The sequence below is a fragment of the Flavobacterium sp. CG_9.1 genome (assembly GCF_015751645.1).
GTDB classification, from domain to species: domain Bacteria; phylum Bacteroidota; class Bacteroidia; order Flavobacteriales; family Flavobacteriaceae; genus Flavobacterium; species Flavobacterium xanthum.
Genome location: NZ_JADOVC010000004.1, coordinates 76808 through 91169, shown reverse-complemented (window position 1 = coordinate 91169; position 14362 = coordinate 76808). Strand labels below are relative to the sequence as shown.

The 14362-nt window shown below is 34.7% G+C and carries 14 protein-coding genes; 9 read left to right on the top strand and 5 right to left on the bottom strand.

What is annotated here, in order from left to right; all coding sequences use genetic code 11:
• The gene (locus IWX83_RS03455; RefSeq protein ID WP_073352870.1) at window positions 1-609 is read right to left on the bottom strand and encodes a superoxide dismutase; all 609 of its coding nucleotides are present in this window, start codon (window positions 607-609) and stop codon (window positions 1-3) included.
• Between the two features lie 334 nt (window positions 610-943).
• Window positions 944-1627 (bottom strand): ComF family protein, encoded by a 684-nt coding sequence (locus IWX83_RS03450; RefSeq protein ID WP_073352871.1) that lies wholly within the window; start codon window positions 1625-1627, stop codon window positions 944-946.
• 97 nt (window positions 1628-1724) lie between these two features.
• Here IWX83_RS03450 and IWX83_RS03445 point away from each other — a divergent pair, with 97 nt between their 5' ends.
• Entirely contained in the window at window positions 1725-3266 is a 1542-nt protein-coding gene (locus IWX83_RS03445) for a glycine--tRNA ligase (RefSeq protein ID WP_073352872.1), read from the top strand.
• A gap of 57 nt (window positions 3267-3323) precedes the next feature.
• On the opposite strand, the gene IWX83_RS03440 is transcribed toward IWX83_RS03445, so the two are convergent.
• The gene (locus tag IWX83_RS03440; RefSeq protein WP_073352873.1) at window positions 3324-3839 is read right to left on the bottom strand and encodes a DUF3575 domain-containing protein; all 516 of its coding nucleotides are present in this window, start codon (window positions 3837-3839) and stop codon (window positions 3324-3326) included.
• Between the two features lie 480 nt (window positions 3840-4319).
• Between IWX83_RS03440 and IWX83_RS03435 the strand changes: the two genes are divergently transcribed.
• From IWX83_RS03435 to IWX83_RS03420, 4 genes are all read left to right on the top strand, one after another.
• On the top strand, window positions 4320-5132 hold the full coding sequence (locus IWX83_RS03435) for a LytTR family DNA-binding domain-containing protein (protein ID WP_196827659.1): 813 nt from the start codon (window positions 4320-4322) through the stop codon (window positions 5130-5132).
• A gap of 177 nt (window positions 5133-5309) precedes the next feature.
• On the top strand, window positions 5310-5597 hold the full coding sequence (locus tag IWX83_RS03430; RefSeq protein ID WP_196827657.1) for a 3-oxoacyl-ACP reductase: 288 nt from the start codon (window positions 5310-5312) through the stop codon (window positions 5595-5597).
• A 225-nt stretch (window positions 5598-5822) separates the two neighbouring features.
• Entirely contained in the window at window positions 5823-7727 is a 1905-nt protein-coding gene (locus IWX83_RS03425; protein WP_231379788.1) for a tetratricopeptide repeat-containing sensor histidine kinase, read from the top strand.
• 18 nt (window positions 7728-7745) lie between these two features.
• Entirely contained in the window at window positions 7746-8441 is a 696-nt protein-coding gene (locus IWX83_RS03420) for a response regulator (protein WP_196827654.1), read from the top strand.
• Between the two features lie 71 nt (window positions 8442-8512).
• On the opposite strand, the gene thiL is transcribed toward IWX83_RS03420, so the two are convergent.
• Entirely contained in the window at window positions 8513-9559 is a 1047-nt protein-coding gene (thiL, locus tag IWX83_RS03415) for a thiamine-phosphate kinase (RefSeq protein WP_196827652.1), read from the bottom strand.
• A gap of 105 nt (window positions 9560-9664) precedes the next feature.
• Here thiL and IWX83_RS03410 point away from each other — a divergent pair, with 105 nt between their 5' ends.
• Window positions 9665-10597 (top strand): 1-phosphofructokinase family hexose kinase, encoded by a 933-nt coding sequence (locus IWX83_RS03410; RefSeq protein WP_073352878.1) that lies wholly within the window; start codon window positions 9665-9667, stop codon window positions 10595-10597.
• Between the two features lie 78 nt (window positions 10598-10675).
• Here the strand turns inward: IWX83_RS03410 and lepA are convergent, their stop codons facing one another.
• Window positions 10676-12472 (bottom strand): translation elongation factor 4, encoded by a 1797-nt coding sequence (lepA, locus tag IWX83_RS03405; RefSeq protein ID WP_073209088.1) that lies wholly within the window; start codon window positions 12470-12472, stop codon window positions 10676-10678.
• Window positions 12473-12768: 296 nt separating this feature from the next.
• On the opposite strand from lepA, the gene dusB reads away from it, so the two are divergent.
• The 3 genes from dusB (at window position 12769) to IWX83_RS03390 (ending at window position 14360) form a co-directional block, all read left to right on the top strand.
• Window positions 12769-13761, top strand: a complete 993-nt coding sequence (gene dusB, locus IWX83_RS03400; RefSeq protein ID WP_073352879.1) for a tRNA dihydrouridine synthase DusB — start codon at window positions 12769-12771, stop codon at window positions 13759-13761.
• 73 nt (window positions 13762-13834) lie between these two features.
• The gene (locus IWX83_RS03395; RefSeq protein WP_073352880.1) at window positions 13835-14068 is read left to right on the top strand and encodes a hypothetical protein; all 234 of its coding nucleotides are present in this window, start codon (window positions 13835-13837) and stop codon (window positions 14066-14068) included.
• Window positions 14058-14360 carry a type II toxin-antitoxin system RelE/ParE family toxin gene (locus tag IWX83_RS03390; protein WP_196827650.1) on the top strand — a complete coding sequence of 101 codons (303 nt, stop codon included), beginning with the start codon at window positions 14058-14060 and terminating at the stop codon, window positions 14358-14360. Before IWX83_RS03395 ends, IWX83_RS03390 begins: the two co-directional genes overlap by 11 nt.
• Window positions 14361-14362: the final 2 nt, after the last annotated feature.

The following is a 14362-nucleotide window of genomic DNA, read 5'->3' as shown; positions in this document are numbered from 1 at the left end:
TTATTTCTCTAAAGCGAATCTTCTAGCCACTTCCGTCCAGTTAATTACATTGAAAAAAGCTTCGATATAATCTGGTCTTCTGTTTTGATAATGCAAATAGTAAGCATGTTCCCAAACATCCATTCCTAAAATTGGAGTTCCACCACAACCTACGCCTGGCATTAATGGATTATCTTGGTTTGGAGTACCGCAAACTTCCACTTTTCCGCCTTTATGAACACAAAGCCAAGCCCATCCTGAACCAAATTGAGTAGCTCCAGCTTTACTAAAACTTGCTTTAAATTCTTCAAAAGTTCCAAAAGCAGCTTCAATTGCAGCCAACAAATCTCCTGTTGGAAGTCCGCCACCATCTGGTGTCATTACAGTCCAAAATAAGCTGTGATTGTAAAAACCTCCACCGTTGTTGCGAACGGGCATGTTTTTCATATCAAGGTTGATCAAGATATTTTCAATCGTCTTACCTTCCATATCCGTCCCTGCAATAGCAGCATTTACGTTGGTAATGTAAGCGTTATGATGTTTTGAATGATGGATTTCCATCGTACGTGCATCAATATAAGGTTCTAATGCGTCATACGCATAAGGTAATTGTGGTAATTCAAAAGCCATAATATGATTGTTTAAATTAATTTATGTTATTATTTTATCCAAATTTAAACATTAAACTTTGGAAACGGAAATTCTATTTCGTTATAATTTCATTAAATTAACTGATAGTGTGTTTTATTAAAAGTACAATTCGTTGCTAATTAAGAGTTAATTCCTGTTTCCAGCTGCAATCTTTTTGTTTTTTATCGAAAAAAATAAAAAGGGTTTACGTTTAAAACATAGTTCACAAACTCCTATTAGAATAACAGTGAGGTGAAGTTATTGAACTTAAAATCCGATTGTGTTTTATACCATTGTTTAATTTTCGAAAAAAATTAGTATCGAAAATTATCTTTTAAGATTGCGCCATTGCCATACAAACAATGCTAATTTTTGCACCCGGAATTTTAAGTATGGCTCGAGAACATGCTTCAAGTGTGGCTCCAGTGGTGATAACATCATCAATCAATAAGAAATGTTTGTTGTGATCTTTCTCCGTATACGAAACATCAAAAACCGTAGCAATGCCCTCTGTTCTACCTAAAAGATTTTTCTTGGATTGTGTTTTTGAATACACATTGCGAAGCAATAAGGAATCGTTATAAGTCAGATTTAAATTGAAAGATAGTGCTTTCCCAAACGCAGTTACCTGATTGTACCCTCTTTCTTTTAATTTTCGGCTATGCAAGGGAACGGGAATGATTTCATCTACTGATTGTAATAGTTCGATATTTTTTAAATCTTCGGCGCACCATTCGCCTAGAATGGTTCCTATTTCCTCGTGCCCTTTGTATTTTAAATTATGGATTAGTTCTTGCACAATGCCCTTTTTATGAAAATAAAATAATGCCGAAGTGTGAATGACGGGAATTCTTCCATAGAATTTTTTGTACGCCTCATTTTCTGGATTGAGGTGATGATTCGTTAGCGGAATATCGTGGCGGCAAATGGTACAAATCACATTTTCATTGGTCAATAAAAAAGAACTGCAACCAGAACAGACTTTTGGAAAAAAGAGATTAATAAGGCTTTCAAACATGTAATCAGGGATTTATTTATAAAAATAGACAAATCAATGCTTCAATCTTTAACAATTTTCTTTTTTTTAAGTTCACTTTTTATATTTTTGCATCATTATGGCAAAACAAGAAGATTTATTTAAGAATGTAGTTTCGCATGCAAAAGAATACGGATTTATTTTTCCGTCAAGCGAAATATACGATGGTTTAAGTGCAGTCTATGATTATGCACAAAACGGAGTAGAATTAAAAAAGAACATACGCGAATACTGGTGGAAAGCGATGGTTCAAATGAACGATAACATTGTCGGTCTTGACGCATCCATTTTGATGCATCCAACGACTTGGAAAGCATCAGGCCACGTAGATGCTTTTAATGATCCATTGATTGATAACAAAGATTCGAAAAGAAGATATAGAGCTGATGTTTTGATTGAAGATTATGCCGAAAAGCTAAATCAGAAAGCAATCAAAGAAATCGAAAAAGCAAGAGCTCGTTTTGGTGATGCTTTCAATGAGCAAGAATTTGTTACAACAAATGCTCGTGTAATGGAGTACAAAGCTAAAGAAAGAGAAATTCTAGAAAGAATGGCACGTTCTTTAGGGAATGAAGACTTAGAAGACGTAAAAGCGTTAATTGAAGAATTAGAAATAGCTTGTCCAGAATCAGGTTCTAGAAATTGGACTGAAGTACGTCAATTCAACTTGATGTTTGGAACAAAATTGGGCGCTTCAGCTGATTCAGCAATGGATTTATATTTGCGTCCAGAGACAGCTCAAGGTATTTTTGTCAATTTCTTGAATGTACAAAAATCAGGGCGAATGAAAGTTCCTTTTGGAATTGCACAAACTGGAAAAGCGTTTAGAAATGAAATCGTTGCAAGACAATTTATTTTTAGAATGCGTGAGTTTGAACAAATGGAAATGCAATTTTTTGTACGTCCAGGCGAAGAAATGAAGCATTATGAATTTTGGAAAGACGCTCGTTTAAAGTGGCATTTGTCTCTTGGTTTAGGAAGAGAGAACTACCGTTTTCACGACCATGAAAAACTAGCGCATTATGCCAATGCAGCCGCTGATATAGAATTTAATTTTCCTTTTGGATTCAAAGAATTAGAGGGAATTCACTCCAGAACTGATTTTGACTTAAAAGCACACGAACAATTCTCGGGTAGAAAATTACAGTATTTTGATGCGGAATTGAATCAAAATTATGTTCCTTATGTGGTAGAAACTTCGGTAGGATTAGACAGAATGTTTCTAGCAGTTTTTGCCACTTCATTAAAGGAAGAAACCTTGGAAGATGGTTCAACACGAACAGTGCTGAAATTACCTTCGGTTCTGGCTCCAACAAAAGCGGCTATTTTGCCATTAGTTAAAAAAGATGGATTGCCAGAAATTGCACATAAGATAATTGACGATTTACGTTGGGATTTCAATGTAGCTTATGATGAAAAAGATGCTGTAGGAAGACGTTACAGAAGGCAAGATGCGTTGGGAACACCGTTTTGTATTACGGTGGATCATCAAACAATCGAGGATCAAACCGTAACGATTCGTCATAGAGATACCATGAAACAAGATCGTGTTGCCATTGCAGACTTGAAAACCATTATAGAAAATGAGGTTTCAATGAAAAACTGGTTGATGAAAATGTAATTGTTTTTGTATTGTATAAAAAAAGCTTCTCGATGGAGAAGCTTTTTTGTTTATTGTTTAGAATCGGTAGCCGAAAGTTATTCCACCGCGACCAACGATCTCATAATCGGTATCACTACTATTGAATAAATTTCTTCCAACGCCTGCATTTATTTCAAAAACAAAACCTTTACTAGTAATCCATTTAGAGCCTAAACCAAAACCAAGAGCAAAATCAGTTCTGTTTTCTATATTTGAATTATTAGTATTGCTATAAATGTAGCTTTCATAAGAGTTTAACATACCAAATCCTTCCGCAAAAAATCCTGCAGCGGGTTTTTTACCAAAAAAATAGCGGTAGTAAGGTGTTAACTGAAAATTTGGTTCAATGTCTTCAATTATTGGAACAAATACCGAAACACCAAAAGCGGATTCTTCGTTTATTATTCTTTCAAAAGTGCCTTCGAAAGCACCTGCAACTAAAAACGCAACATTTAGTTTAATCTCGTTTCGCTTGAAATCAATTGTTTCTTTTTCTTGGCTAAAACCAGATAAAAAAGAAGCGAAGCACAACACAATAAATAGTTTTTTCATAGTAGTAGTTTTTTTGCATAAAAGTAAGATAAATTTGTAAAAAAAGTGTTTTTTGTGAAATTTTTTTACATGTTAATTCGGACAAGTTTTATTTAAGGGATAAAGTGCCATTACTGAGCAGTGTGAATACAAGAAATAATTACTAACGGATCTTTTTTTTTATTCCTGATACACAGTTTTTTAAGTAGGTTTGGCGCTAAATCTTCGATTTTCAATTTCTTGTAAGACAGTAAAAATGCTCTTTAACGGATATATTTGCATTTCATCTTAATATATCAACATTTGTTAAGAACATATTAACAACCTTTATTGAAAAATGGTTAAATGCTTATTTTTAGAATGTTAAATAAGAGTTTTTTAGCTAATATATCAAGTTTTTATTTAATAATTTCTCAAATCTATCCTAATAAGTTAATGTTCTGAAGTGTATTTTGCTTCAGCTATTTAAGATAATGCCTAACAATTCCTGGAAAACCGTTGATGAATTATTCGTACATTATTATTGATGTTAATCAAGAAGATGTTTTGAAAACAAAAGGCATTGCTGATCGTTTTTCGGAGCTTGAATTTCTAGCATCCGCAAATAATTATTCGGAGGGACTAAATCTTATATTGGAACACACGCCTGCACTAGTATTTCTAGAAATAGATCCTGCTACAACAACTAGTAATTTGTCTCTAGCACTTATTAATGAGTTGCACCGATATTTAAAAGTGATTCCTAAAATTATTGTTACAACCAGCAAAAAAGACTTAGCCTTTGAGGCAATACAGCACGGAGTCACAGATTATTTATTAAAACCGTTGTTGCGTATCGATTTAATCAAATTAACTTTAAAATTGAATAAGTCGAAAGTTGAAAAAGCAGAGGATTTAAATGAGCCTATTTTTAATGATGTGAAGCCAGTATTTCTGCCTCAACAGGAAACAGTAAGTCAAGGTCAATCGTTGACTTTATGTATTAAGTCTTATGGAGATTATCGCTACATCGATGCAAAAGACATCTGTTACCTTCGAGCGGATAATAACTCAACGGACCTTCATTTGTACAATGGAGAAATGATAACGGCATTTAAGACATTAAAACACTTTGAAGGGGTGTTGTCCTACCCCTTTATCAGAATCCACAACAGTTACATTGTCAATCGCAATTATATTTCAAGAATTCATAGCGGAAATTCAGTTTGTTATATTAAAAACAGTGCTGTAAAACTTCCTTTTTCTAAATCCTACAAGGTAAATATTGACCTTATTATCTCAGAATTTGCCAACGGAAATTATCTTGAAATCTAAAAAACAGTCATCTACTTTAATTTGGCGGTCATTCACTCTTAAACGACCGCATTCTACCATAAACGCTGTTTTTTAGAGAATAAACTGATGTTGTCTGTGTAGTTTTACAAAAGAATTTAACGCTAATGTGATTCTAAAACAAACAAACAAATAACAAAAATACAAAACCCCCAAATTATGAAAAAAGCAATCTTAACAATCGGTTTATTTTCTTTAGTAATGGTATTGACTTCATTCACAACTCCAAAAACAGATCCTATAGTAGTAATTGATGCGAATGGTAATGTAGAGATTGTTGGAGCAGGATCTACTGGAGGAAATAAAAAGGTGGATCTAATAGGTTCGGGATCAATAGGAGGAAATAAGAAAGTAGATTTGATTGGTTCAGGTTCAACTGGTGGAAACAAAAAAGTAGATTTGATAGGTTCTGGATCGACTGGAGGAAATAAAAAAGTGGACGAATAAGAGTTCGGAATTTTACAAAAAAATAAAAAAAAGCTGTCAATTTTATTGACAGCTTTTTTTTATTTCAATAGTTTTACTATTTTTGAAGAAACTCAAAAGGAACTATTGAAAAGTATTTATCCTATTTTCCTGCTTTTGGTATTTGTTTTTTTTGGATGTACCCAAAAAAATAAATTTAATACTATAATTAATTCCTCAGAGGATAGTCTTTCCTCCTATCTTTCTATGGCAAACGACTTCGGTTTGTCTCGCGATAAAAGAAAGCAATTCAATCAAAAAGCGTTTTTAATTATTATTGATCAGCCTTTTGATTCTTTAAATAAGTCCAATTTATTTAAAGTGGCGAACCGCTATTATAATATGGATAATTGGGCCGATTTTAAAAAAACGGTTGATCTTATTTTAGAGAAATCAATAATTAGCGGAGATACTATCAGTAAAACAAAAGCCTATGCCTATTTAGGGGATTTTTATGTGTCACAAGCAATTTCAGATAGTGCTTTTATGTATTTTTCTAAAGCAGAAAAGATGTATTTACAACGGAATGATAATTATAATTTGGCTAGAACTCGTCTGAATAAAGCTATACTGCAATTTAACGAAGGAGATTTTTTAGGGAGTGAGATTGCAGTTTTTAATGCTTTGCGTGTAGTTAAAGGAGAAAGGGCAAGTGATGTCATTTATATTTCTTATAATCATTTGGGGTTAATACACAATGAATTGGGAAATTACGGGAGAGCGATAGAATATAATTCGAAAGCCTTAGCCAGTATTGATGATAAAAACATACCGTCTGTTTTTCAATCTAAAGCGGAGTCTTTAAATAATATTGGGTACGTCTATCAGAATATGAATCGTCACGATAAAGCCATAACTTATTTCCGAGAAGGGTTAAATCAACAAAGTCTAAAAATAGACAAGCCTTCTTTGTATGCTATGCTAGTAGATAATTTAGCGTATTCTAAATTTAAAACTGGAGATTTTTATGGCTTGCCAGAAGAGTTTTATCAATCGCTTAAACTTCGTGAAAGTTTACAATTAGCTTCAGGAATTATTGCAAATAAAATGCATCTTTCAGAATATTTTGCATTCAAAAAGGATTCGGTAAAATCTTTACAATATGCAAAAGAAGCACTTAATGAATCCGTAAGTTCTAAAAATTACAGAAGTGTGCTAGCAGCACTTAAGCGGTTGGCAATTATAGAGCCACAAAATGCTTCAAGTTACACCAAACAATACATTCACATTAATGACAGTCTCCAAACGGCAGAGCGTAAAATGGGGGATAAGTTCACCCGTATTGAGTATGAAACAGATGAAATAAAGGATGAAAATAGCGATTTAGTAGCGCAAAATAGAAATTTAGTGTTTCTTTTTACTGCTTTAGGCGTATTGGGGTTGTTTATTTTTGTTATTAAGACTCAAAAGGCAAAAAACAGGGAGTTGCTATTCAAGCAGCAGCAACAAATTGCCAATGCAGAAATCTACAATTTGATGATCTCACAACAGAATACAATCGAATCGGGCAGAATTGAAGAGAAGAAAAGAGTAGCAAGGGAGTTGCATGATGGTGTGTTGGGAAGAATGTTTGGTGTGCGAATGAACTTAGATGGATTAAATGGATTTCAAGATGAATTAGCGGTAAACCAGCGAACGAACTATTTGTCGGAATTGAAAAATATAGAGCAAGACATTCGTGAAATTTCGCATGATCTAAATAGAGAGAAGTCGGAATTAATTAATAACTTCGTCGCCATTATTGACGGCTTATTCGAAGAGCAAAAAAAGACCTATAAATCAAAACTAATTTCAATTGTGGATTCTGGTATTAAATGGGAAGTTGTTAGTAATTCTGTAAAAATTAATTTGTACCGGATTCTTCAAGAATCGCTTCAAAACATTAATAAATATGCTCAAGCTAACACCATTCGCATCGAATTTAAAAAGGCGGAAGATCATTTGATTTTGAAAATGAGCGACGATGGAATAGGTTTTAATGTGAAAACAGCTAAGAAAGGAATTGGATTACAAAACATCCTTTTTCGAACCAATGAATGTGATGGAGTTGTCGACATAAAATCAAAAAAAGGAGAAGGAACAATCATAACAGTTACCTTGCCAATAGAATAAAAAAGTAAACCAGAGAAGATGATGATTGATTTAGCTACTAAAGAAACTGTTAAAAATAAAATACTAATTGTTGATGACCATCCTTTTATTATTGAAGGATATAAAAATGCAATCACAAGATACAATCCTAAAGAATTTGAATTTGTTATAACACAAGCTAAAGACTGTGAATCAGCGTATCGCATTATTACAAATCCCGCCATTGCTCCGTTTGATATTGCTTTCTTAGATATTAGCATGCCTCCTTATGAAGAAAAAGGTATGTTTTCCGGGGAAGATTTAGCAAAATTATTGTCGGACTACATGCCAAATTGCAAAATTATTTTGCTTACCATGTACACAGAGTTGCTGAAGATAAAAACAATTATTAATACGATAAACCCAAACGGGTTGGTCATAAAAAACGATTTAACTTTTGATGAATTGCTTTTTGCCTTTGATAAAGTTATAAAAAACGAAAAATATTACAGTGAATCTGTCCTTAAAATGTTAAAGCAATCCGAAGCGGATGCTATCGAAATAGATCAATTTGACAAGCAAATTTTATTTCACATTTCTAAAGGAACGACGTTACAGGATATGACGCAATACATTCCAATTTCAGTAGGTGCAATAGAAAGAAGGAAAATAAATTTAAAAGAATTATTAAAAATAGAAGAGGGCAGCGATGCTGACTTAGTGAAAGAAGCTAAAAATAAAGGATTACTTTTTTGACGCTCTTGAAATTCAAATAAAAAACAAAAACGACATTTTGATAAATGTCGTTTTTGTTTTAGTAGTAATTTTTACTCACTCAAAGCATTCCACCCGCGCGCTTTAAGAGCAATTTTAGTATTTGCTCGAGTAACTAAATGAATCCCTTCACTTTCTTGAGTCATATGTCCAATAATGGTAAAATTTGGATTCCCCTTTATTTTTTCAAAATCCTCCATTGCAATGGTGAAAAGTAGCTCATAATCTTCGCCGCCGTTTATGGCCACCGTAGTGCTATCAATATTGAATTCTTCACATACATTGATAAACTGCGGATCGATTGGTAATTTGTCTTCGTATAAATTACAACCTACTTTAGATTGTTTGCACAAATGCATAATTTCTGATGACAATCCATCTGAAATGTCAATCATTGACGTTGGTTTTATTTCTAAAGCGTGCAATAAAGTTCGAACATCCTTGCGGGCTTCCGGCTTCAATTGACGTTCGATTAAATACGTATATGCATCTAAATCAGGTTGTGAATTTGGATTTACCTGAAAAACTTGCTTTTCACGTTCCAAAACTTGTAATCCCATATACGCAGCACCAATATCACCGGTTACCACTAATAAATCAGTTTCTTTGGCACCGTTTCTATACACAATCTCTTCTTCATCTGCTTCACCAATAGCAGTAATGCTGATAATTAATCCTTTTTGTGAGGAAGTGGTATCGCCACCTATAACATCAACATTATATTCACGGGCTGCATGTGTAATTCCTGCAAACAATTCATCTAATGCTTCCAATGGGAAACGATTGGATACCGCTACAGAAACCGTGATTTGTGTTGGTTTGGCGTTCATCGCACAAATATCAGAAACATTGACTACAACAGCTTTATAGCCCAAATGTTTTAACGGCATATAAGCCAAGTCAAAATGTACTCCTTCGATCAGTAAATCTGTAGAAACAACTACTTTTTTATCTTTGAAATCCAAAACGGCAGCATCATCCCCAATTCCCTTTAAAGTAGAAGGCTGATTGATTTCAAAGTTTTTTGTCAAATGGTCAATTAATCCAAATTCTCCTAATTGGGCAATACTTGTGCGTTGTGGGCTTTTATCTTCGATCATTATTTTTATTGTTTTGAAGTTGCAAATATACAAAGAAATATTCGCCTCGAATTGTATCAATTTTCGCCATTTTTTCGCATCTTTAAATTATTAAATTCATCAACAATGGAATCATTTGATATCGTCACTATAACAGTCAACTCAGCTTTAGATAAGAGCACTCATTTTAAAGGATTAGTCCCAGAACAGAAAATACGATGTGAGGAACCACGGTTTGATGCTGGTGGAGGCGGAATCAACGTATCTAAAGCAATCTCCCGTCTGGGTGGAAATTCATTAGCGGTTTTTACTTCTGGCGGACCAACAGGTAAAATGCTGGAAGATTTAGTTGCAAAAGAATCGATTGCTTATGAAGCCGTTGCCGTTCAAAGTTGGACCAGAGAAAGTTTTGTTGCCGTAGATGACAATACGAATTCACAGTACCGATTTGGGTTTACAGGTGGAAAAATTTCCGAAGAGGAAAGCAATAGAATACTTGAAACAATAGCAGCTTTAAAACCAAAATTCTTAGTAGCTAGTGGCAGTTTGAATGAAGGTTTGTCCGATGATTTCTATTCGAAAATTGCAGAAATTGCAAAAAAATCAAATGCTAAACTAATTGTGGACACTTCAGGCGATGCATTAAAAAAAGCATTAGAAGTTGGGGTTTATATGATTAAACCAAATGTAGGTGAACTCGCAAAACTGGTTGGCATAGAACGATTGGAACTAGAAGAAGTAAATGAAGCCGCCAAACAAATCATTGCCAAAGGCGGTGCCGAAATCGTGGTGGTTTCTCTTGGACCGCAAGGTGCAGTTTTGGTAACGAAAGATTCTTATGAATGTGTTCCTGCTCCTAATGTTGCTAAGAAAAGTACTGTTGGTGCCGGTGACAGTATGGTTGGTGGCATGGTTTGGGCGCTTTCGCAAAATAAAAGTCTGAAAGAAGTCATTCGTTGGGGAGTTGCTTGTGGATCAGCAGCAACGATGAATGAAGGAACCCAATTGTTTAAAGGCGAAGATGCAAAACGATTGTTTGAATGGTTGAAGAATAAATAAAAACAAAAAAACCTGACAATTTTTACATTATCAGGTTCTATCTTAATACTTTATACTTAAATCTTAATACTAAAAAATCTAATCATTCAATTTCAAAACAGCCATAAACGCTTCTTGTGGAATCTCAACGTTTCCAACTAATCTCATACGTTTCTTCCCTTTTTTCTGTTTTTCCAATAATTTACGTTTACGAGAAATATCTCCACCATAACATTTGGCGGTAACGTCTTTACGCAACGCTTTTATCGTTTCGCGAGAAATTACTTTTACTCCAATCGCAGCTTGAACTGGAATGTCAAATTGTTGTCTTGGAATCAATTCTTTCAACTTTTCACACATTTTTTTACCAATGGAATACGCATTATCAGCATGCATCAAAGAGGACAAAGCATCAACAATGGTAGCATTTAATAAAATATCTACTTTTACTAAATTAGAAGTTCGCATTCCAATTGGCGTATAATCAAACGAAGCATATCCTTTAGAAACCGTTTTCAAACGATCGTAAAAATCAAATACAATCTCAGCCAACGGCATATCGAAAGTCAATTCAACACGTTCCGTAGTCAAATACGTTTGATTGGTAATCAACCCACGTTTTTCGATACACAGACTCATTACATTTCCAACATAATCTGATTTTGTGATGATCGTAGCCTTGATAAAAGGTTCTTCAACATGATCTAAACGCGATGGCTCAGGCAAGTCCGAAGGATTATTTACAATAAGTGGTGTCGTAGGATCTTTTTTGGTGTAAGCCAAATACGAAACGTTGGGAACTGTTGTGATAACAGTCATATTGAACTCACGCTCTAAACGCTCCTGAATAATTTCCATGTGTAACATTCCCAAGAATCCACAACGGAAACCAAAACCTAAAGCTGCAGAACTTTCCGGTAGAAAGACCAACGAAGCATCGTTTAACTGTAATTTTTCCATCGAGTTTCTCAACTCTTCATAATCTTCAGTATCTACAGGATAAATTCCAGCAAAAACCATTGGTTTCACATCTTCAAAACCTTTAATAATATTCGTTGTTGGCGTTTTTGCATCCGTCAACGTATCTCCTACTTTTACTTCTTTGGCTTCCTTAATTCCAGAAATTAAATACCCAACATCACCTGCTGAAATGACTTGTTTCGGAACTTGATTTAGTTTTAAAGTACCAATCTCGTCTGCAAAGTATTCATTTCCCGTAGCCATGAATTTAATCTTCTGCCCTTTTTTAATCTGTCCGTTTTTCACACGGAAAATAACTTCAATTCCGCGAAACGGGTTGTAATGTGAGTCAAAAATCAATGCCTGCAATGGCTCATCGACATTTCCTGATGGCGGCGGAATTTTTTCGATAATAGCGGCCAAAATATTTTCGACACCAAAACCTGTTTTTCCAGATGCATGGATAATATCTTCCAATTTACATCCCAATAAATCAATAATATCGTCACTTACTTCCTCTGGATTGGCGCTTGGTAAATCCACTTTATTCAAAACCGGAATAATTTCCAAGTCATTTTCTAAAGCCAAATACAAATTTGAAATCGTTTGTGCCTGGATACTTTGTGCGGCATCTACAATCAAAAGCGCACCTTCACAGGCTGCAATCGAACGAGAAACCTCATACGAAAAATCCACGTGTCCCGGAGTGTCAATCAAGTTCAGGATGTATTCCTGTCCTTTATACGTATATTCCATCTGAATCGCGTGACTCTTAATCGTGATTCCACGTTCGCGTTCCAAGTCCATGTTATCCAGCAATTGCGCCTTCTCTTCACGAGCCGTAACCGTTTGAGTCGCCCCAAGTAAACGGTCCGCAAGCGTACTTTTCCCGTGATCAATATGTGCAATAATGCAAAAATTTCTTATATGTTTCATTTTCCGTTTATATCAAATTTATATGTCATGCTGAGCACAGTCGAAGCGTGGGCGTGACCACAAGGGTCGGGCTTTCCGCTACAATCTTTTCCTTTTTAAAGAAAAAAGGAAAAGGATTTCCACTACTATCCCTCACGCGAAAACCCGTCAGTACGACAATTAATCTGCAAATATACGTTAAAATCAATAGTTTCAAAGCTTAGATTTACAAACTAAAAGGTTTATAACTAAGTCTTTTCTCTTCCTGCTTTCGGTGGTTCACCTAAAAGTTGTAATTTTGCACAAAAATAAAGCAGATGGTCAAGATTGGCAACATAGAACTCCCTGATTTCCCTTTACTTCTAGCTCCTATGGAGGATGTGAGCGATCCACCTTTTCGTCGATTGTGCAAGATGCATGGTGCCGATATGATGTATTCTGAATTCATTTCTTCCGAAGGATTAATCCGCGACGCCATCAAAAGCCGAATGAAATTAGATATTTTCGACTACGAACGTCCTGTGGGAATTCAGATTTTTGGCGGTGACGAGGAAGCTATGGCAATGTCCTCCAAAATTGTTTCTGCCGTAAACCCAGATATAATTGATATCAACTTTGGTTGTCCAGTTAAGAAAGTCGTTTGTAAAGGAGCCGGTGCTGGAGTTTTAAAAGATGTTGATTTAATGATTCGCTTAACAAAAGCCGTTATAGACAGTACCCATTTACCAGTAACCGTAAAAACCCGTTTGGGTTGGGATGATAATTCGATTAATATTGATGAGGTTGCGGAGCGTTTACAAGATATTGGCGTGGCTGCTTTGAGCATTCACGCGCGAACAAGAGCCCAAATGTATAAAGGTCATTCTGACTGGTCGCATATTGCCCGAGTAAAAAACAACCCAAGAATTACGATGCCTATTTTTGGTAACGGTGATATTGATTCCCCTGAAAAAGCATTGCAATATAAAAACGAATACGGTATTGACGGTATCATGATTGGTCGCGCTGCAATTGGTTATCCTTGGATTTTCAACGAAATCAAACATTACTTCAAAACAGGAGAGCATTTAGCGAAGCCAACAGTTATCGATAGAGTCGAAGCCGTGCGAAACCATTTAACTTGGGCTATGGAATGGAAAGGCGAACGATTAGGAATTGTGGAAACACGACCGCATTACACCAATTATTTCAAAGGAATTCATTCTTTTAAGCCTCATAAACAACAGTTAGTTACACTAGATCGTCCGGAAGAATTGTTTGCTGCCTTAAATGAAATCGAAGATGCGTATGTGGGTTACGAGGTGGTTTAGATTTTTTACATAAAAGTTAAAGACAATTAGTTGTAGATAAGTTTTATTATATTTGTTATTAATAATTTTGATTATGAGTATTCAAACCGAAAAATCTTTTTTAATTGATTTACTTCAAAACATTAATGATGCTTCTATCATTCAGAAAGTGAAGAATTTTGTATTGTACGAAATCGAACCCGTTACATTATCAGAAAATCAAAAAAGAGAACTAGACAAAAGAGTATTGGAACATCAAGAAAATCCGATATCTGGAGTAGATGCACTTGACTTTTTAGATTCTTTAAAATCTAAATATGGGTTATAACAAACTCATCTTAAAGACTAATGCCGCTATCGAAATTGAAAATGCAATTGCGTATTATGCTTTAATAAATAAGGTTTTAACAAAAAGAATTGAAAAAGAAATACGATTTGGCTTCAATGCTATTGCTGAAAATCCTGAAAATTTTCAGTGCCGTTATTTTGAAATCAGAATATTTTGGTTAGACAGATTTCCTTATGGTTTGTACTATATCTCGGAAAATAGTGAAGTTTCTATTTTGGCTTTTTGGCATACTAAAGAGGACATTCCAAACAAGTTGTCTAAAATAGTATAACT

Bases quoted from the DNA above. Each gene is read 5' to 3' on its own strand.
- dusB (WP_073352879.1), top strand. From the start codon at position 12,769: ATGGTCAAGATTGGCAACATAGAACTCCCTGATTTCCCTTTACTTCTA.
- IWX83_RS03435 (WP_196827659.1), top strand. From the start codon at position 4,320: ATGAATTATTCGTACATTATTATTGATGTTAATCAAGAAGATGTTTTG.
- IWX83_RS03445 (WP_073352872.1), top strand. From the start codon at position 1,725: ATGGCAAAACAAGAAGATTTATTTAAGAATGTAGTTTCGCATGCAAAA.
- IWX83_RS03425 (WP_231379788.1), top strand. From the start codon at position 5,823: ATGGCAAACGACTTCGGTTTGTCTCGCGATAAAAGAAAGCAATTCAAT.
- thiL (WP_196827652.1), bottom strand. From the start codon at position 9,559: ATGATCGAAGATAAAAGCCCACAACGCACAAGTATTGCCCAATTAGGA.
- IWX83_RS03440 (WP_073352873.1), bottom strand. From the start codon at position 3,839: ATGAAAAAACTATTTATTGTGTTGTGCTTCGCTTCTTTTTTATCTGGT.
- IWX83_RS03420 (WP_196827654.1), top strand. From the start codon at position 7,746: ATGATGATTGATTTAGCTACTAAAGAAACTGTTAAAAATAAAATACTA.
- IWX83_RS03455 (WP_073352870.1), bottom strand. From the start codon at position 609: ATGGCTTTTGAATTACCACAATTACCTTATGCGTATGACGCATTAGAA.
- IWX83_RS03395 (WP_073352880.1), top strand. From the start codon at position 13,835: ATGAGTATTCAAACCGAAAAATCTTTTTTAATTGATTTACTTCAAAAC.
- IWX83_RS03410 (WP_073352878.1), top strand. From the start codon at position 9,665: ATGGAATCATTTGATATCGTCACTATAACAGTCAACTCAGCTTTAGAT.
- IWX83_RS03390 (WP_196827650.1), top strand. From the start codon at position 14,058: ATGGGTTATAACAAACTCATCTTAAAGACTAATGCCGCTATCGAAATT.
- IWX83_RS03450 (WP_073352871.1), bottom strand. From the start codon at position 1,627: ATGTTTGAAAGCCTTATTAATCTCTTTTTTCCAAAAGTCTGTTCTGGT.
- lepA (WP_073209088.1), bottom strand. From the start codon at position 12,472: ATGAAACATATAAGAAATTTTTGCATTATTGCACATATTGATCACGGG.
- IWX83_RS03430 (WP_196827657.1), top strand. From the start codon at position 5,310: ATGAAAAAAGCAATCTTAACAATCGGTTTATTTTCTTTAGTAATGGTA.